Below are 19,228 nucleotides of genomic sequence, written 5' to 3'. Positions count from 1 at the left end.
GAGGGCGTTACTGCATCCACCACAATTATGAAACCAGAATCCCGCCGAATTATCGGACTTACAGAATATCAATTAGCAACGTTTGAACCCGACTCAATCCCCGAATCAGTAGGACAGAAAATATACCATAATTATGCAAAGGAAATCGAGATAGAATTTCCCAACTTTAAAACAAAATATCAATGGCACTTAAAATCTAAAGGCAGAGTGGGCAACATTCCAATCACTCCAGAATTTCACATCGCCATCCGCCCCAAGGTTTCCATAAACAACCTCTTCGGAATGCTTGAGTATGCCTACAAACTTAAGATAAAATTTCCCCAAGGAGCGATTCAGTGCCAATTTTTAGAACAAAGTTACGAGAGATTAGCTAACATTCTTGCCCAAAAAATTCTAGAACGCTGTCGCAAAGGATTATATCGCGATTACTTATCAAAAACCGAAAGACTCGCCTCCATTCGCGGTCGCGTCGATTTGCGGTCAGCCCTGCAAAAACCTTGGGATGTTAAACTAAAATGCCACTATAGCGAACAAACAGGCGATATCGAAGATAATCAAATTCTGGCTTGGACTCTTTTCATCATTGGCCGCAGCGGTTTGTGCCGTGAATCTGTTTCATCCACTGTGCGAAAAGCCTTTCATGCACTCCAAGGATTTGTTACATTAAAACATTTTAAATCAGAAGCTTGTATTGATAGAAATTATCACCGTTTAAATCAAGATTATCAACTTTTACACGCCTTATGCCGATTCTTTTTAGATAACACAGGGCCCAGTCACGAAAGTGGCGATCGCGAAATGCTCCCTTTTCTCATAGACATGGCTAATTTATATGAACAATTTGTCGCTGAATGGCTCAAAGCAAATACACCAAAAGGCTTTTTTGTCAAACAACAACACCGAGTCACCCATGACGAAAACTATTTCGATCGCATTGACTTACTCCTAGGCGATAGTGAAACAAAAAAAGTCCAATACGTCATCGATACAAAATACAAAGCTCCCGATAAAGTAGCCAATAACGACATTCATCAAATAGTTGCTTACGCCAATGCCTTAAAGTGCCAAAATGCAATTCTCGTCTACCCGCAAAACCTCCAACAGCCACTAGATATAAAAAATGATGATATTCGAGTTCGCAGTCTAACTTTTTCCCTAGATAGCGACCTCCATGAAGCCGGAAAAACCTTCTTAACCTCTCTACTTCCAAACACCCTCCCCTAACTCTTCTCTGCGCCCTCTGCGCCCTCTGCGGTTCATTTCTCCACAAAAAAAGAGGCGCAATTGCGCCTCTCAAATCTTTCATGTCTGCGTTCTAAACACTCATAGCCACTTTCGCTTCTTTTGCGGTCAACTTCTCGTAAGTCGCCCGCATCTTCAATCCGACTAACACTTGGAACAAACCAGTTCCATTGTTGGAACCAGGATACTCGCGGTGCTGGAGCAACAGGTGAGTTAACTCGCCTTCATACTTCGCAGAAGTCTTGCTCAAATGGCTTTCGATGTAAATAACTTCTTCGAGATTCTCGAACTGACCATCTACTTCCAAAATCGAGACTTCGTGACCGTAGAAAGCATCGGGCCCGTAGTACATCTTAATTCCGGGATAGGAACAAGTCAGCTTGCGGCCGCAAGGAACCCAGTTAATTGTTGAACCTTCGTCAAACAAATACGCAGGCTCAAAATTGGCGATGCCTTCGCGCTGGATCATCTGCACACGCAGAACCTTCCGCTCCTTGTCATCTTTGATCAAGTTGGTCGGCAACACTTGAATTACCACATCAGCATATTGCTTTTGCGGGTCGATGTAGGCTGTAAAATCCGGTTTGCGAGCATTGATGGCAAACAGCACGTCTTCGTAACGGTGGCCCCGTTCCGCCATGTCGCGCTGGATTTTCCAAGCAATTTTTACCTCGTCGCTGATGTCGAGGTAGACGCTGAAGTCGAGGAGCGATCGAACTCGCTCATCGTACAGCGGATGCAGCCCTTCAATCACAATCACGTGATTCGGCTCAACCCTTTCGGGCGGGTCGATCATACCGGTTTCGTGGTTGTAGATCGGCTTGTCGATCGCATGACCTTCTTTGAGAGCCTTCATTTGCTCGGCCATCAGGTCAAAATTGTTGGCTCTAGGGTCAAGGGCTGTAATCCCTGTTTCCTTGCGCTGCTTGCGATCGAGACTGTGATAGTCGTCAAGGCAGATTACAGTCACGAAATCTTCCCCGAACAAATCTGTCAATCGGCGTAAAAAAGTAGATTTTCCGCATCCGGAATCTCCGGCAACGCCAATTAAAACCACGCGATCCGGCTTACTTGTCATAGTTTCCCTCTAACAAAATCACTGTTTACTAACTAACTCAAGTCTAGATTCCACAAAATTTCAGCCCGCAGGTAGCGGCAAGCAGGCTTTGTGCTGCTTTGCTACCCCGAGAGGATCGAGTTCTCACCAGCATACAGCAGTCAGTTGACTGCCTGCCCGGCAAGACCCAATCAATCTTCAACGCAAGTAATTAATACTAACTTTAGTGGTTAATCTTACCAGAATGCGTCCGCCCCCTACAAGCTCAACCTCATTAACTGGTGAAATCCTCCTTTAGGCTGTACTGCCTTTAACAAATTGTATATTTCAATCCCGTATTCCCCAAAGAGTCAAATCCTCGAACCCTCTCCCTCAAACCCTCCCCCTCGAACCCTCTCCCGGAATCCCCAAATCAGAAGGACTTATCGGGGCCGATCCCCCGATCGGGTAAAATATTGCCAGTACGCAGACAACAATAGCTATAGGTCAACACCTGAACGCAGCCGGGCTCGGCGAGCGCGGCGTTCGGCTAATTGGGAATTCCAGACGCGAGCGATCGCAACTTGACACTCCCACCTACAGGCGAGGCCTAAAGATTGGCGCGACCAATTAGTCCAGATGGCCTTAAGAAAAAAGTAAATTGAGTCTAACGTCACATTCTCTTTCTTTATAACTCTGTATCGTGAAGGACAAGCAACAAATGTACAGCCCAACCATATCTGGTGTAGCGGCCAACTCAGAATCAGGCAGCCGCATCTTTGTTTACGAAGTAGAGGGTATGCGTCAGAGCCAAGCAACTGACCAAACAAGTAACCCGATTCGCCGTAGCGGCAGCGTATTTATCTCCGTGCCCTACGATCGCATGAATCAGGAAATGCGTAGGATTGCTCGCATGGGTGGAAGAATTGTCAGCATCCGCCCCTCAAACAGCGCTCCCGAAACTAATGGCAAAGTCGCACCAGAAGCAGGGCTACAGAGTCAGAAATCTGGAGAAAAAACTAAGCCCATGACTCAAGCAAAGGAAAAAGTTCAGGTTCCTGTTAACCTCTACAAACCGGCCAATCCCTATATTGGTAAGTGCATTTCTACAGAAGAATTAGTCAGAGAAGGCGGCGAAGGCACAGTCCGCCACGTCACTTTTGACATTTCGGGAGGCAATTTGCACTATCTCGAAGGTCAAAGTATCGGGATTATTCCCGATGGGACGGATAAAAACGGCAAACCTCACAAAATTCGGCTTTACTCGATCGCCTCCACCCGTCACGGCGACCACCTCGACGACAAAACAGTCTCTCTGTGCGTCCGCCGCCTAGAGTACAAAAGCCCGGAAACTGGCGAACAAGTGTTCGGCGTTTGTTCAACTTTTCTCACCGGTTTGCAACCTGGAGATGATGTCAAAATCACCGGCCCCGTAGGCAAGGAAATGCTGTTGCCCGACGACGAAGAAGCCACCATTATTATGATGGGTACCGGTACGGGAATTGCTCCTTTCCGGGCTTATTTGTGGCGGATGTTTAAAGAAAACAATCCCGATTACAAATTCAAAGGTTTAGCTTGGCTGTTCTTGGGAGTTGCTTACACTCCCAACATTCTCTATAAGGAAGAGTTGGAGCAATTGCAGCGCGAGTTCCCCGATAATTTCCGCTTGACTTATGCCATCAGCCGCGAGCAAAAGAATGCTGACGGCGGCAAGATGTACATTCAAAACCGGATTCAAGAAAACGCTGAGCAATTGTGGGAATTGGTTCAAAAGCCGAATACTCACACTTATATCTGCGGTTTGAAGGGTATGGAAGGCGGAATAGATGAAGGAATGTCTGCGGCGTCTAGCAAGTACGGTGTTGACTGGGCTGGCTATCAGAAACAGTTGAAGAAAGAACACCGTTGGCACGTTGAAACTTATTAATGTGTTACCTGATTTAATCTGATTTGTAGGGTGGGCATTGCTCGCCCTACATTTGTTTTTAGGGCAATTATATCCGACTGGTAATATCATTTCCGGTTACACTCCTTATGATGTTGACTGTTGACGCCGTGAACAGTCAACAGTCAACAGTGAACAGTGAACTCGAATTTACTATTCCGATGCTAACGGATTTGATATAAGGTAGGGAATGCGTACCCTACAATACTATTTTGATTGCTCCGGTACGGGAATAGCCTACAATGGTTGTGGCTTAATTGAGTTTCTACGGGTCAAAGTCGTGGCTTTCAAAATTGGTTTGTTAGGTTTGGGTACAGTTGGCGCGGGAACAGCAGAGATTTTGCTCTCCCCAGATGGCCGCCATCCACTGTTGCAGGAATTGGAAATCTATCGGGTGGGAGTGCGCGATATTTCTCGAACTCGGTCTTTACAATTGCCAGAAAATGTGCTGACAACTGACCTAGAAGCGATCGCAACTGACCCGGAAATTGATATTGTAGTAGAATTGATTGGCGGATTGGAACCGGCGCGATCGCTCATTCTGCAAGCTATTGGCAGCGGCAAGCACGTCGTCACTGCCAACAAAGCAGTTATCGCCCGCTACGGGAATGAAATCTTCGAGGCCGCCAACAAAAAAGGCGTTTACGTAATGCTAGAAGCTGCTGTCGGCGGCGGCATTCCGGTCATTCAAAGCCTCAAACAATCCTTAGGTGCAAACCGCATTCAAACTGTCACCGGCATCGTCAACGGCACAACTAATTACATCCTGACGCGGATGCAAACAGAAGGCGCAGACTTTGCCGAAGTGCTCGCCGACGCTCAGCAATTAGGTTATGCTGAAGCTGACCCCACAGCAGATGTAGATGGATTAGATGCGGCCGATAAAATTGCTATTTTAGCCTCGCTAGCTTTTGGCGGACGCATCAAATTAGCCGATGTTCACTGCGAAGGTATTAGAAAAGTTAGTGCGGCGGATATTGACTACGCCGACAAGCTGGGATTTGTGATTAAATTGTTGGCTATTGCTCAAGAAACCTCCGGCTACAATGGTAAGCAAGCGGAGGGAGAAAGCGAACTGCTGTCAATTCGAGTGCATCCGAGTTTTGTGCCGAAAACTCATCCGCTGGCGAGTGTTAACGGGGTTTACAATGCAATTTTAGTCGAAGGAGAGCCGATCGGGCAATTGATGCTGTATGGCCGCGGCGCGGGTGCAGGCCCCACAGCTAGCGCCGTAGTATCCGACATTATAAATGTGGCGGCCATCCTGAAAAGCCAAGCTGTTCCGACTCCTCATCCTTTGCTGAGTTGCAGTCACCAACACTACTGCAAAATTGCTCCGATGCAGGAACTTGTTACTCGCTTTTACGCCCGTTTTCTGACGCGCGATACTCCGGGGGTAATTGGCAAACTCGGCACTTGTTTCGGCAACCACAAAGTTAGTTTAGAATCAGTTGTGCAGACGGGAATTCACGGCGATTTAGCAGAAATTGTCGTCGTGACTCACGATGTTAGGGAAGGTAATTTTCAACAAGCACTCGATGAAATTCGCGCGATGGAAGCAGTCCATAGTATTGCTAGCACGTTGCGAGTTTTGTAAAAGTGATTTGCTAGGGGCGGGTTTCACATAGAATATTTGCCAATCATTGACAATCTCTAAAACCCGCCCTCCCCCAACCATAAATCCCAATGTACACTTTTCGTATTTGATACAGCAGATTCCATGTACATATAATAAGCTGTTGCGGCATTTAAATTGTATGTCCAAAAACAATTAAACAATGAGTGGGGTGTCCCGTCCGCCTCGAATATGCAATTTAAATGCGCAACAGCTTACCTCAAAAAACACCATCTTCGCCTTGTGGACTATGATAAAACTTGTCAAAAATTGCAACCAGGCTCTATTGGTTCGGGAGCGGTAGAATTAGCCGTCAAGCAAATAGGTAGAAGGCTAAAAATTTCAGGAGCAAGCGTGGAAATCTGAAAGTGTTTCTCAAATTTTACAACTTCGTTGTGCCTACTTGAATGGTAAATTTGCAGTTTAATATTTTTGCTTTTTGCAAAATCGGGATGCTCCCTATGTTTCTTCGATCATTTCAGCTTAAATTTTGCTGGTGGTTTCTCCAGGATTCGTTTCCCAATTATATCAAATCTGTTACCATCGGAATTATTCCTATCTCTATTCTCGACCTCTGCGTGAATCAGCGTCAATCCCTTGTCATCTGCGGTTAATACATTCTCTTTTTCAAACCGCAGATGAGGGCAGATAAACACAGATTAACGCAGATGAATTAGATCGAGTCCGGTTGCACCATCGGGAATTGTTGACTGTTGACTGGATTTTACTATTCCGATGCTACCGGAATTGATATTACGGATTGTTTGGACAATCTAAAACCTAGCTAAAATTAACATTGCGAGGACGATCGCAGCAATAAAGTATCCCATAGCTTTCTTTAAAGGTTGAGGTTGGCTGTAGCTAATCTAGCGCAGCGATTGCCAGCAGACAGGATGCAAATCATTGCTGTTGAGTGCGGATGTCAGCCTGTTATAGCAGATGTTGAAGGCTTTAGTTATAATTGAGAGAAGAAAGTTGATCGTCAACAGAATATTAAGCAACTTTCATATTTACAGGCTGTGGAAATACACGGTTGCTGAACGGGAAATGCTATGAGGTGGCGCTACCCGTAAAATGTATCATATATACTTTACAGGGCGGTAGAGTTTGAGTTAACCTCGGCTGAGGTGATAAAATATTACAGCCAAAAACAAAATATTATGTCAGATGCACGCATCGATTATTTTACCGTGCTTGGGGATGAATAGTTACTTAAAAAAGCCTTCAAAATCCACATACAGTTACTCAAAAGTCTTTTCCCTCAATACTTACATATAAATATGTCATTGCCAGCAGACGATCGCCCGCAATCCGCAACCACTGATAGTGAATCTTCCTATCAACTTTCACCGATACAGCAGGGGATGTTGTTCGACAGCCTTTCGGGTCAACAATCAGGGATAGACATCGAACAAGCGATCTGTAGCATCCGCGAAAATTTGAATGTTTCAGCTTTCCTCAAAGCTTGGCAGCAAATAGTGCAGCGGCATCCAATCTTGAGAACGAGTTTTTGTTGGTCAGGTGAAGAAGTTCCCTTGCAAACATTACACCAACAAGTTGAACTGCCAAGCGTTGAACAAGACTGGCGCAATTTGTCGGAGGGCGATCGCACCAACCAACTCGAAACCTATTTGGAAGCCGATCGCCTGCAAGGCTTTGACCTCACTCAACCTCCGCTGATGCGTTTGGCTTGGTTCCGAGTTGCGGAAACCGAGTACAAACTCATCTGGACTTATCACCACATTTTGCTTGACAGTACCTCTGCAATAACTGTTTTGCAAGAAGTTTTTACCTTGTACTAATCCCTGTGTGCCGATCGACCATTAGAATTACAACCGCCTCGTTGCGATCGAGATTGCATCGAGTGGAGGCAGCAGCCAGACATCTCGAAAGCAGAAACATTTTGGAAACAATACTTAAGCGGTTTCAGCGGTCCTACCCCTCTGGTTGGGGATTTTTCCAGGGCGGGCAAGATGCCCGCCCCACAACAAAATTCATCAGTTGTGGAACAGGCATCGGCGGATGTTTCCAGGGCGGGCATCTTGCCCGCCCCACCAGAAAATATATCTGTTAAACAAAATTTATCAGTTGTAGAACAGGCATCTTGCCTGTTCCTGACACCAACAGAAAATTTATCAGCAGAACCCGAAATCCGGCTTTCTAACACCGTAACCGCAGCCTTAAACTTACTAATTCAAGAACAGCAACTAACCCTAAATACCCTGCTGCAAGGAGCCTGGGCTATACTTTTAAGCCGCTGTTCCGGTTCGGAAGATGTAATATTTGGAACTATTTGCGACAGCAGATCGCCGAACCTAGAAAACGCAGAATCAGCGGTAGGATTATTCATAAATACTTTGCCATTTCGGGTAATTGTATCTCCCGATTTACCAGCGATCGACTGGCTCAAACAACTGCAAACTCAGTGGACGGCATTTCAAGAATACGGGAACGTGCCGCTGGCAAAAACTCAAGAATGGAGCGAGATTCCCCGCGGCACAGCTTTATTTGACAGCCTGCTAGTAGTTGAAAAATATCATATTAATTCTGCCCTGCAAGCTCTCGGTGGCAGCTGGCAAAACCGAGAATTTCAGCTTTTAGAACAGACAAGTTTTCCCTTAACAGTTTACGCATACGGGGGAACCGAACTGCTGTTGAAAATTGCGGGCGATCGCCAGCGGTTCGATCCGATCGCCATTACCCGAATGTTGGGACACCTGCAAACTTTGCTAGAAAGTATAGCCGCGAATCCCCAGCAGAAAATCAGCAAATTGTCAATGCTGACAGCAGCCGAACTTGCTCAGTTGCAGGAGTGGAATCAAACTCAAGCAAATTATCCGCAAGACAAATGCGTTCACCAATTATTTCAAGCACAAGTCGAGCGATCGCCCGATGCCATTGCCGCCGTTTTTTCCCAAAATCTCCAACAGCAACTCACCTACCTGGAACTCAATTCCAAAGCCAATCAACTAGCCCATTACTTGCAGCAATTAGGCGTCGGGTCCGATGTTCTAGTAGCTATTTGCATGGAACGTTCCTTAGAAATTGCGATCGCCGTTTTAGGCGTTCTCAAAGCAGGCGCAGCTTACGTTCCCCTCGATCCAGCCTACCCCCAAGAACGGCTGACCTTCATGTTAGCCGACACCCAAGCTCCCGTTATCCTCACTCAATCTCACTTAGTATCGGGTTTGCCCGCACATCAAGCCCGCGCCGTTTGTTTGGACGCAGACTGGGAAACAATCAGCAGTCACAGCAGGGAAAACCCAGCTAGCAGCGTCTCTCCCCTAAATTTAACTTATACAATATATACATCCGGTTCCACAGGCAAACCCAAAGGAGTTCCCCTCCCGCACCGCGCCCTAGTCAACCTAATTGCGTGGCAACTGCAAAACTCGACCCTTGAGGGCCCAGCCAAAACCCTGCAGTTTGCATCTCTCAGCTTCGATGTCTCATTTCAAGAAATGTTCTGTACTTGGTGTGCCGGCGGCACCCTCGTTTTCATCACAGAAGAAATCCGGCGAGATGCCCAGAGTTTGTTGCAGCTAATCGACCAAGAAAAGATTCAAAGACTATTTCTGCCTTTCATCGCTCTGCAACACTTAGCCGAAGCAGCCGATACCTATCAGCTAGTACCCAAATCGCTGCGCGAAGTAGTCACCGCCGGCGAACAGTTGCAAGTCAACCGTTACATCGCAAATTTCTTTCAGCAGCTAGAAAATTGTACCCTGCACAATCAATACGGTCCCTCCGAGAGCCACGTGGTAACAGCTTATACCCTCGCAGGCCCGCCCGGAGATTGGCCCGCACTGCCTCCGATCGGCCGCCCTCTTGCCAACACGCAGATATATTTGTTACAAACAGATGGTGAGCCTATACCTTTAGGAGTAGCGGGTGAACTGTACATCGGGGGCATCTGTTTGGCCCGGGGTTATCTCAACCGCCCGGACTTGACTGCTGAAAAATTTATTCCCAATCCTTTTCGACAAAATAAAATACTCACGATCGAGGATGAAGAAGATCGTCTTTACAAAACAGGAGATTTAGCTCGCTACCTGCCCGACGGTAACATCGAGTACATCGGGCGGATTGACGGCCAAGTCAAAATTCGCGGCTTCCGCATAGAGCTAGGAGAAATCGAAACCGCACTAGCAAAACATCGCGCCGTCAAACAAGCTGTGGTGCTGGCGCGGGAAGACGCACCGGGGGACAAACGACTGGTTGCATACATAGTGGCGAATCCAGAGGAGCAATTGGCAATAGCCGACCTCCGCCGTTACCTGCAAGGGCAACTCCCAGATTACATGGTGCCTGCGGTGTTTGTAAATGTTGAGGCGATGCCGAAGACGCCCAGCGGGAAAATTGACCGCCGCGCCCTGCCGGCACCTGACTCGCAGCGACAAGAACAGTCCCAGGGTTACGCTGCACCCCAAAGCGAGTTGGAGCTTTTGCTGGCGGGTGTTTGGTCTAAGCTGCTCAAGATCGATCGCGTCGGCATTCACGACAATTTCTTCGAGATAGGAGGCAATTCTTTGATGACGCTGCAAGTCGCAGTCCAAGTTCGGACTCTGTTAGCTAAAGACTTGCCGGTGGTGAAATTGTTCCAGCACCCGACGATCGCCCAATTGGCAAAATATTTAAACGAGGGAAAAAGCGCGAGTCCGTCCAACAACAAATTTCAAGACAGGGCCGATCGACAAAAAGCTGCTTTTAACCGGCACAAGCCATCTACCAAAAAACGTTAACTTAATGACTAATTCCCAGGAAAACCCAGAACTTGACGGCATTGCGATTATTGGCATGGCGGGTCGCTTTCCCGGTGCTACCAGTGTCGATGAATTGTGGCAGAATTTGTGCGGCGGGGTGGAGTCCACAGCGTTTTTCAGCGACGCGCAACTAGACCCCAGTATTGACCCCAATCTCAGACAAGATCCGAATTACGTCAAAGCTAGAGGAATTATTGACGGTGCCGATCGCTTTGATGCAGCATTTTTCGGCGTGAGTCCCCGCGAAGCCGAAATTACAGACCCGCAGCAGCGCGTTTTTTTAGAAATAGCTTGGGCCGCCCTAGAAAATGCAGGCTGCGATCCGAATACTTTCAACGGCTCGATCGGAGTCTACGCCGGCACGGGCAACAATACTTATTTTCCCAACAACATCGCCGGACGATCGGATGTAATTTCCCGCGCGGGCGAGTTTCAGGTGATGGTAGCCAATGAAAAAGACTACATTGCTACCCGCACCTCCTACAAGCTGAATCTCAAAGGGCCGAGCGTCAGCGTGCATACCGCTTGCTCTACATCATTAGTTGCAGTTTGTCAAGCTTTTTATGCTTTGATGAGCTATCAATGCGATTTAGCCCTGGCCGGCGGGATATCAATTACGGTTCCCCAAAATAGCGGTTATTTGTATCAAGAAGGGGGGATGTTCTCAAGCGACGGACACTGCAAACCTTTCGACGCCAAGGCTGAAGGAACCGTGTTCGGCAACGCTGCCGGGGCTGTTGTACTCAAGCGTTTAGAAGAAGCGATAGCGGACAGAGATACAATCTATGCCGTAATTCGCGGAGTCGGTTTGAATAACGACGGGGCAGCCAAAGTCAGCTTTGCGGCACCCAGCGTAGACGGGCAAGCAGACGCGATCGCGATGGCCCACGCGATGGCAGACGTGCATCCCGAAACGATATCCTACATCGAAACCCACGGCACGGCAACCCCCCTGGGCGATCCGATCGAAATAGAAGCGCTGACTCAGGCTTTTTCCTTAAAAACCGCAGCCAAACAATTTTGCGCGATCGGCTCCGTCAAAAGCAACTTCGGACACACGATCGCCGCGGCGGGAGTCACAGGGCTGATCAAAACAGCTTTAGCCCTCAAACACCAGCAAATACCCGCCACTCTGCACTTCGAGCAACCGAATCCAGCCATTGATTTTGCCAACAGTCCCTTCTACGTCAACGCGGAACTCTCGGAATGGAAAGCTGGCAAAACGCCCAGAAGAGCGGGTGTCAGTTCGTTTGGTGTCGGCGGCACCAACGCTCACGTCGTCCTCGAAGAAGCGCCCGCACTGGAACCGTCCAGCCCTTCTCGCCCGCGGCAGTTGCTGCTGCTGTCGGCGAAAACTCCATCTGCTTTGGACGCAGCTACCGCAAATTTGCGATCGCACCTCGCCCAAAACCCGGAGATCGATCTCGCCGATGCTGCTTACACCCTGCAAACCGGACGGCAAGCCTTCAATTACCGCCGTTTCGCTGTTTGCAGCGATCGCACCGATGCCGTGCAGGTACTCGAATCCCTGCCACCGCTGCGTACTGCAACCCGCTGCACCGAATCGAGAAATCCGGCAGTAATCTTCATGTTTCCGGGACAAGGGTCGCAATACGTCAATATGGGCTTGAATTTGTACGAATCCGAGCCTTTATTCCGCGAAACAGTCGATCGCTGCGCCGAAATTTTGCAGCCGCACCTCGGCCGAGATTTGCGGAAAGTCCTGTATCCCGGCAGCGATGAAGCGACAGCCGCCGAATCCCTCCGCCAAACTTTCTTGACTCAGCCTGCGATATTTACCGTAGAATACGCGCTTTCTAAGCTGTGGCAGAGTTGGGGCGTCATTCCCCAAGGTGCGATCGGACACAGCATCGGCGAATTTGTAGCGGCAACGATCGCAGGCGTGTTTTCCCTAGAAGATGCCTTGATGCTGGTAGCAGCGAGGGGGCGCTTGATGCAAGATTTGCCGGGGGGTTCGATGCTGTCGGTGCGTTTGCCCGCGGCGCAAGTAGAAGGGCGGTTAAGTGCGGATTTGGCAGTGGCGGCGGTGAATGCGCCTGATTTGTGCGTGGTTTCCGGGCCGACGGAGGCGATCGCACTTTTTCAGCAGCAACTAGAAAGCGAAAGCGTTGTCTGCAAACAACTGCACACTTCCCACGCTTTTCATTCGCCGATGGTAGATTCGATCGTCGAACCTTTCGCCGAATATGTCAAAAAAGTGCAGTTGTCAGCGCCAACTATCCCCTTTGTTTCGACTGTAACTGCTAGTTGGATAACAGCGGAACAAGCAACTGATCCGATGTATTGGGCGCGGCACTTGCGGGCGACAGTGCGTTTTGCCGACGGGATAAAAGAGCTTTGGCAAGATCCGAACCGGATACTTTTGGAAGTCGGGCCGAGAACCACGGCTGCTACTTTAGCTCGCAAACCAGCCAAAGATTTGAAAAAACAAGTTGCCATTTCTTCCCTCAGCGACAGCCATGAAAATCAAACTGAATGGACTGCTTTGTTGAGTGCCGTCGGACAGCTTTGGCTCTGCGGAGTATCGATCGACTGGCAGAGCTTTTATCAAGAGGAAACGCGCGATCGCCTTCCCTTGCCGACTTATCCCTTCGAGAGCAAGCGTTTCTGGATCGAACCGAAAGTGTCAGAGGGCAAGATTGAAATAGTGGAGGAATTGCCCGCTTCTCAATTCCCAATTACCAATTCCCAATTACCAACTACCAATTCCCAATTACTGATGCCAAATTCACAGGTTGAAACCCAAACGGCAGCGCGCAAGTACAGACTTATCCCTGTACTAAAAAACATCCTAGAAGAAACTTCGGGCGAGGATTTAGGCAGTGTTGATGAGGACTTAACTTTCCTAGAAATGGGTTTAGATTCTCTATCTTTAACTCAAGTAGCGCTGAATTTGCAAAAAGAATTTAGCATCAAAATTACCTTTCGCCAGCTATTAGAAACTTTCCCCACTCTCGGCACTTTATCTGAATTTATCGATGGTGCTCTGCCGCCGGAGGTTTTGCCTGCAACTCCTGCCGTCCAACAAGCCGCGCCCGTACCAGCACCCGCACCGGCGATCGCACCGACAGCAGCACCTCCTGCGCCCATTGCCACTCCCGTTGCAGTCAGCGCCCCTGTAAATCTGCCGTTACCCAGCCCTGGGCCTCAAATTTTGAATCCCGTACAGTCTGGCAATCTCGAATACCTGATCGGGCAGCAGTTGCAAATTATGTCGCGACAGCTAGAACTGTTAGGCGGCGCTGGTTTGGTTCCCGCACAGCCGGCACCGACAACTAACGGTCAAGTTATGCCGCAGCCGCCGGCACCAACTCAAAATACCCCGCAATCCCAGACTAACGGCAGCACGATCGCACCCACAGCAGCACCAAAAGCAGAACCAACAGCAGAACCAAAAAAGGTGTTCGGTGCCGCCGCCCGCATCGACACATCCGATCGCGATGGATTAACTCAGTCGCAAGCAGCATATTTAGAAACATTTGTCAAGCGATATACGGCGCGAACTCAGAAATCCAAACAGTACACTCAGACTCACCGCCACCACCTCGCCGATCCGCGGGTAGTTTCGGGGTTTAACCGGACGATGAAAGAGTTGGTTGATCCAATTGTGGCGGTGCGATCGTCGGGTTCTAAAATTTGGGATGAAGACGGCAACGAGTACGTGGATTTAACCAACGGTTTCGGATCGAACTTTTTCGGATATTCGCCTCCATTTATTACAGAAGCGATCGCAGCTCAAATGCAGTGCGGGTATGAAATCGGCCCGCAAACACCGCTAGCAGGGGAAGTTGCCGAACTCGTGTGCGAGATGACAAAACACGATCGCGCCGCCTTCTGCAACACCGGTTCTGAAGCAGTTTTGGGCGCAATGCGCCTGGCCCGCACCGTCACGGGCAACAGTACGATCGTCATGTTTACCGGAGACTATCACGGGATTTTCGATGAAGTGATCGTGCGCGGCACCAAAAAACTGCGATCGCTCCCCGCCGCACCAGGCATTCCCCAATCCGCCGTTGACAATACCCTGATCCTCGACTACGGCGAACCAGAATCCCTGGAAATCCTAAAAGCGCGGGCGGGCGAGTTTGCAGCCATCATGGTAGAACCGGTACAAAGTCGCCGTCCCGAGTGGCAACCGCGAGAATTCCTCCACGAAGTGCGCCGGATTACCGAACAAGCCGGTTGCGCCTTCATTATGGACGAAGTGATTACCGGATTCCGCATTGCACCGGGCGGGGCCCAAGAATATTTCGGCGTACAAGCGGATATCGGAACCTACGGCAAAGTAGTCGGCGGCGGGATGTCGATCGGGGTAATCGCGGGCAAGTCCGCCTGGATGGACGCTTTAGACGGCGGTTTTTGGCAGTTCGGCGACGACTCGTTCCCGGAAGTTGGCGTCACTTATTTTGCAGGGACTTTTGTGCGCCACCCGCTGACTTTAGCAGCCGCCAAGGCATCTCTCGAATATTTGAAGCGCGGCGGGCCGAAATTGCAGCGCGATCTCAATGCCAAAACCGACAAATTCGTTGCAGAATTGAACGCCATGTTCGATCGAGAGCAAGCACCTTTCACTGTTAAAAACTTTGGTTCCCTGTTCAAAATCACCTACCCGCAAGATTTTACTCATGGAGAACTGCTGTTTTACTCGCTGCGGGAAAAAGGAATTCACATTTGGGATCACCGCCCGTGTTTTCTGACGCTAGCGCATTCCGACGCAGATATTGCTTTTGCAAAGGAAGCATTTAAAAACAGCATTGCCGAATTGCAGTCAGCCGGATTTTGGCCGCTCCGTCTGGCAGCACTGTTAAGGCGATCGATTTCAACAAAAATGGCAATACCAATGGATTGAAATCGTCAATTGCTTTCGCAAACAATTCTCCCGTACCCGGTGCCAAATTAGGGCGAGATCCTAATGGCAATCCAGCTTGGTACATCGCAGATCCAGAGCGGCCGGGAAAACATTTACAAGTAGGAGATAGTTTATCAAATTGACGGTTAGGGTTGGTAATTAAATCCTGTAGGGGCGGGTTTTACAAACAATAATTGCCTCAGACCAATAATTTTATAAACCCGCCCCCACCCAACGGTAAATCCCAATCTACCTCTTTCAAACAAATCTCCCCTACAACAAAGACAATTTAATTTATTTAGTTGCACTACTGTTAATAGCCAATGAAAATAGCCGCAGATTTACAACCAAAACTAACTGCTGTAGACTTCGATCCTTTCGCCGGCGGAGAACTTTTTGCTTGCGTACCCGCGACGGAATCGCAGAAAGAAATCTGGATTGCCGTGCAAATGGGAGACGAGGCAAATTGCGCTTATAACGAGTCGATGTGTCTGCGGTTGCAAGGAAACCTCGACATTGAATCTCTCGGATTTTCCCTTCAGGAATTAGTGCAGCGGCACGAGGCGCTGCGGACAACATTTAGCCCGGACGGATCGACTCTCTGCATTGCGTCGTCGCTCGAGATTGATATTCCTTTGATAGATTTGTCAATTTTGGACGATCGCCATCGCGAATCGAAATTAGCTTATTTGCGCCGTGAAGAAGTCGATCGACCTTTCAATCTAGTGCGCGGGCCGCTGTTTCGCACTCAAATTATTAAGCTGCAAGAACAGGAACACATCGTTATTCTCACCGGCCACCACATCATTTGCGATGGCTGGTCTTGGGGCATACTATTCCCGGATTTAGGTGCTATTTATTCTACCAGACAGCAAGGGTTAGCTGCCCATCTTCCACAGCCAGAAAGTTTTATAGAATACGCAATTTCACAAGAAGAAAACTCAACAACAGCCGAAAATATTGAGGCTGAAAAGTATTGGTTAGAACAGTTTTCAGGCACAATTCCGGTGCTAGATTTGCCGACAGACAGAGCGCGACCTGCTTTGAGAACTTACCAGGGTTCGCGGGAAGATTGGGAACTCAATCCAGATTTGGTTGCTCACCTCAAACGCCTGGGAAAAAAAGCAGGGTGCAGTTTTTTTACAACTCTCTTTGCTGGATTTGAAGCTTTTATGTACCGCTTGTGCGGGCAAGAGGATTTGGTTGTCGGAATGCCGGCGGCGGGACAACTGGTTGGGGGAAAAGACAAGCTTGCGGGACACTGCGTGAGCTTGTTGCCGCTCCGCACCCGCATTAACGAGGAACAATCTTTTATAGATTATTTGCGATCACGCCGCACGGCAATTTTAGATGCTCTCGACTGCCAGCAGATTACCTTCGGTACTCTGGTAAAAAAACTAGGAGTGCCGCGGGATTTCAGCCGCATTCCGCTAGTGCCTGTAACTTTTAATTTGGATGTGCAACTTACGGAAGATCAGCTTAATTTTGAAGGTTTTAAAGCAGAAGTATTCTCGAATCCGAGAACTTATGAAAATTTTGAATGGGCAGTAAATGCCAGCGAAACAAAAACCAAACTCGTGCTGGAGTGCCAGTACAATACCAACTTATTTGATGCTGCGACAATCCGCCGCCGCATGGCTGAATTTGAAGTGCTGTTAGAGGGGATAGTTGCTAATCCTCAGTGCCCGCTGAAAAACTTGCCAATTTTGACGGCAGCGGAACGGCAACAGCTATTAGTTGAGTGGAACAACACTCAAACAAATTATCCCGACTCAGCCTGCATTCATCAACTATTTGAAGTTCAAGCAGAACAAACTCCCGACGCTGTAGCCGTAGTTTTTGGAGAGCAACAATTAACCTACCAACAGTTAAATTGTCGCGCCAACCAACTCGCACATTACTTGCAAACTTTGGGGGCTGGCCCAGAAGTTTTAGTGGGCATTTGTTTGGATCGCTCGATCGAGGCGATCGTCTCGCTTTTGGCTGTTCTCAAAGCCGGATCGGCTTACCTGCCCTTAGACCCAGCTTATCCCAAAGAGCGGCTGGATTTCATGCTGTCAGACGCCCAAATATCGGTGCTTTTGACTCAAAATCATCTAGTAGAAAGACTTCCCGACTGCGGAGCAAAAGTAATTTGCCTGGAGGCGGCGCGGGAGGAAATAGACGAACAAAGTGAGATAAATCCTACCAATCTTGCTAATGCCGACCATCTAGCTTATGTAATGTATACTTCAGGTTCGACAGGCAAGCCCAAAGGCGTTTGCGTCGTCCACCGGGGCGTAGTGCGGTTAGTCAAAGACACTAACTATGCCAGCCTCACCGCAGCAGAAGTCTTCCTGCAACTGGCTCCGATTTCCTTCGACGCCTCGACCTTGGAAATTTGGGGAGCGCTGCTCAACGGCGCGCAACTGGCGGTATTCCCGGACGGCAGCCCATCTTTGGCAGAGTTGGGAGAGGCGATTCGCTTATACAATGTGACCATATTGTGGCTGACAGCCGGACTGTTTCACTTGATGGTGGACGATCGCATTGAGGATTTAAAGGGTGTGCGCCAACTGTTGGCAGGCGGTGACGTTTTATCTGTTCCCCACGTCCAGAAGTTGCTGCGAGAAGTTCCAAACTGCAACTTAATTAACGGTTACGGGCCGACCGAAAATACGACTTTTACTTGCTGCGCGCCGATCGACTCTGCCAGTCAAATTAGCAATTCCGTTCCTATCGGGCGGGCGATCGCAAATACTCAAGTTTACATACTCGATCAGTATTTGCAGCCAGTGCCGATCGGCGTTCCGGGCGAATTGTATACAGGCGGCGCCGGCTTGGCCAGAGGCTACCTCAACCGCCCCGATTTGACAGCCGAAAGGTTCATTCCCAATCCCTTCAACGATTTTAGATTGCCGATTTTAGATTTTAGATTGGGGAATGCTGGTGAGAAACTAGAGATTGCCCAAAGCCCAGAAGCATCTAATCATCCCAAATCAAATCGCCTTTATAAAACAGGGGATTTAGCCCGCTACCTGCCTGACGGTAACATCGAGTACCTCGGACGCACCGACAATCAGGTAAAGATTCGCGGCTTCCGCATAGAAGTGGGAGAAATTGAGGCAGTGCTCGCCGGACATCCAGATATCAGCCAAGCGGCGATCGCAGTTCAGTTAGATGCTTCGGGGAACAAATGTCTCGCAGCTTATGCAGTTTCCCGCCCAGGTCAAATTCTCGCAGCCGCTACCCTGCGTAGCTTCCTGCAGGAGAGACTACCAGACTATATGATACCTGCTGGGTTTGTGTTCCTCGACGCTTTGCCCTTAAACCCCAACGGCAAAGTTGACCGCCGCGCTTTGGCAACTCAAAAGTGGCAATCTAGCGACGCTGCGCCCAATGAAACAATTGCTGTTGCCCCGCGCGACCAATTAGAGCTCCAAGTGACAGAAATTTGGCAACAAGTTTTAGGCATCAATTCAATGGGAATCAGGGACAATTTCTTCGAGGTGGGAGGACATTCCCTGCTAGCAGCGCGCCTGTTAGCTGAAATTGAAAAAGTCTTCGACAAAAAGCTGCCGCTGTCTGCTATTTTCCAATCGCCAACAGTTGAGCAATTGGCTGACATTCTCCGCGAACCGGAATGGTCGTCACCGTCTCCGTCAATGGTGGTGATTCAACCGGGAACCGGAAGTTACAAACGGGAGTATGTCACTTTTGTAGTGAGTAATTATACTTATGTAGCTTTTCCCTGATTTCCAATTAACCCGTTCAAGTA

Annotated in this window: 10 protein-coding genes and 1 pseudogene; 9 read left to right on the top strand and 2 right to left on the bottom strand. The window is 48.8% G+C overall.

Annotated features, from left to right (window positions below; genetic code table 11):
• Positions 1-27 precede the first annotated feature (27 nt).
• On the top strand, positions 28-1,224 hold the full coding sequence (locus QUA74_RS16955) for a 5-methylcytosine restriction system specificity protein McrC (RefSeq protein ID WP_333331172.1): 1,197 nt from the start codon (positions 28-30) through the stop codon (positions 1,222-1,224).
• Positions 1,225-1,315: 91 nt separating this feature from the next.
• On the opposite strand, the gene QUA74_RS16950 is transcribed toward QUA74_RS16955, so the two are convergent.
• Together QUA74_RS16950 and QUA74_RS16945 are read right to left on the bottom strand one after the other, a co-directional pair.
• Entirely contained in the window at positions 1,316-2,320 is a 1,005-nt protein-coding gene (locus tag QUA74_RS16950) for a phosphoribulokinase (RefSeq protein ID WP_333056675.1), read from the bottom strand.
• Between the two features lie 458 nt (positions 2,321-2,778).
• Positions 2,779-2,955 (bottom strand): hypothetical protein, encoded by a 177-nt coding sequence (locus QUA74_RS16945; protein ID WP_333331169.1) that lies wholly within the window; start codon positions 2,953-2,955, stop codon positions 2,779-2,781.
• Positions 2,956-2,999: 44 nt separating this feature from the next.
• Here QUA74_RS16945 and petH point away from each other — a divergent pair, with 44 nt between their 5' ends.
• The 8 genes and pseudogenes from petH to QUA74_RS16905 all read left to right on the top strand — a co-directional run bounded on the left by petH (position 3,000) and on the right by QUA74_RS16905 (position 19,205).
• Entirely contained in the window at positions 3,000-4,205 is a 1,206-nt protein-coding gene (gene petH, locus QUA74_RS16940) for a ferredoxin--NADP reductase (RefSeq protein WP_333331166.1), read from the top strand.
• Between the two features lie 298 nt (positions 4,206-4,503).
• Positions 4,504-5,820, top strand: coding sequence for a homoserine dehydrogenase (locus QUA74_RS16935; protein WP_333331281.1), 1,317 nt, complete (start codon positions 4,504-4,506; stop codon positions 5,818-5,820).
• Between the two features lie 213 nt (positions 5,821-6,033).
• Positions 6,034-6,265, top strand: a pseudogene (locus QUA74_RS16930) (ISKra4 family transposase); the annotation flags it as partial.
• Positions 6,266-7,118: 853 nt separating this feature from the next.
• Complete coding sequence (locus tag QUA74_RS16925) at positions 7,119-7,640, top strand: condensation domain-containing protein (RefSeq protein ID WP_333331163.1); 522 nt, start codon at positions 7,119-7,121, stop codon at positions 7,638-7,640.
• A 171-nt stretch (positions 7,641-7,811) separates the two neighbouring features.
• Positions 7,812-10,580: an amino acid adenylation domain-containing protein gene (locus QUA74_RS16920; protein ID WP_333331161.1), complete on the top strand. Its 2,769-nt coding sequence runs from the start codon at positions 7,812-7,814 to the stop codon at positions 10,578-10,580.
• Between the two features lie 4 nt (positions 10,581-10,584).
• On the top strand, positions 10,585-15,471 hold the full coding sequence (locus QUA74_RS16915) for an aminotransferase class III-fold pyridoxal phosphate-dependent enzyme (RefSeq protein ID WP_333331158.1): 4,887 nt from the start codon (positions 10,585-10,587) through the stop codon (positions 15,469-15,471).
• The gene (locus tag QUA74_RS16910; RefSeq protein WP_333331155.1) at positions 15,468-15,614 is read left to right on the top strand and encodes a hypothetical protein; all 147 of its coding nucleotides are present in this window, start codon (positions 15,468-15,470) and stop codon (positions 15,612-15,614) included. Before QUA74_RS16915 ends, QUA74_RS16910 begins: the two co-directional genes overlap by 4 nt.
• A 180-nt stretch (positions 15,615-15,794) precedes the next feature.
• Positions 15,795-19,205: an amino acid adenylation domain-containing protein gene (locus QUA74_RS16905; protein WP_333331152.1), complete on the top strand. Its 3,411-nt coding sequence runs from the start codon at positions 15,795-15,797 to the stop codon at positions 19,203-19,205.
• The last annotated feature ends 23 nt before the right edge of the window (positions 19,206-19,228 follow it).

The organism is Microcoleus sp. LAD1_D3 (assembly GCF_036702135.1).
Lineage (GTDB): Bacteria > Cyanobacteriota > Cyanobacteriia > Cyanobacteriales > Microcoleaceae > Microcoleus.
This window is presented reverse-complemented; position numbering and strand designations above follow the sequence as displayed.

What these genes read in the sequence shown, in the direction of transcription:
- QUA74_RS16955 (WP_333331172.1), top strand. Translation starts at nt 28, where the DNA reads ATGAAACCAGAATCCCGCCGAATTATCGGACTTACAGAATATCAATTA.
- QUA74_RS16950 (WP_333056675.1), bottom strand. Translation starts at nt 2,320, where the DNA reads ATGACAAGTAAGCCGGATCGCGTGGTTTTAATTGGCGTTGCCGGAGAT.
- petH (WP_333331166.1), top strand. Translation starts at nt 3,000, where the DNA reads ATGTACAGCCCAACCATATCTGGTGTAGCGGCCAACTCAGAATCAGGC.
- QUA74_RS16925 (WP_333331163.1), top strand. Translation starts at nt 7,119, where the DNA reads ATGTCATTGCCAGCAGACGATCGCCCGCAATCCGCAACCACTGATAGT.
- QUA74_RS16920 (WP_333331161.1), top strand. Translation starts at nt 7,812, where the DNA reads ATGCCCGCCCCACAACAAAATTCATCAGTTGTGGAACAGGCATCGGCG.
- QUA74_RS16915 (WP_333331158.1), top strand. Translation starts at nt 10,585, where the DNA reads ATGACTAATTCCCAGGAAAACCCAGAACTTGACGGCATTGCGATTATT.
- QUA74_RS16905 (WP_333331152.1), top strand. Translation starts at nt 15,795, where the DNA reads ATGAAAATAGCCGCAGATTTACAACCAAAACTAACTGCTGTAGACTTC.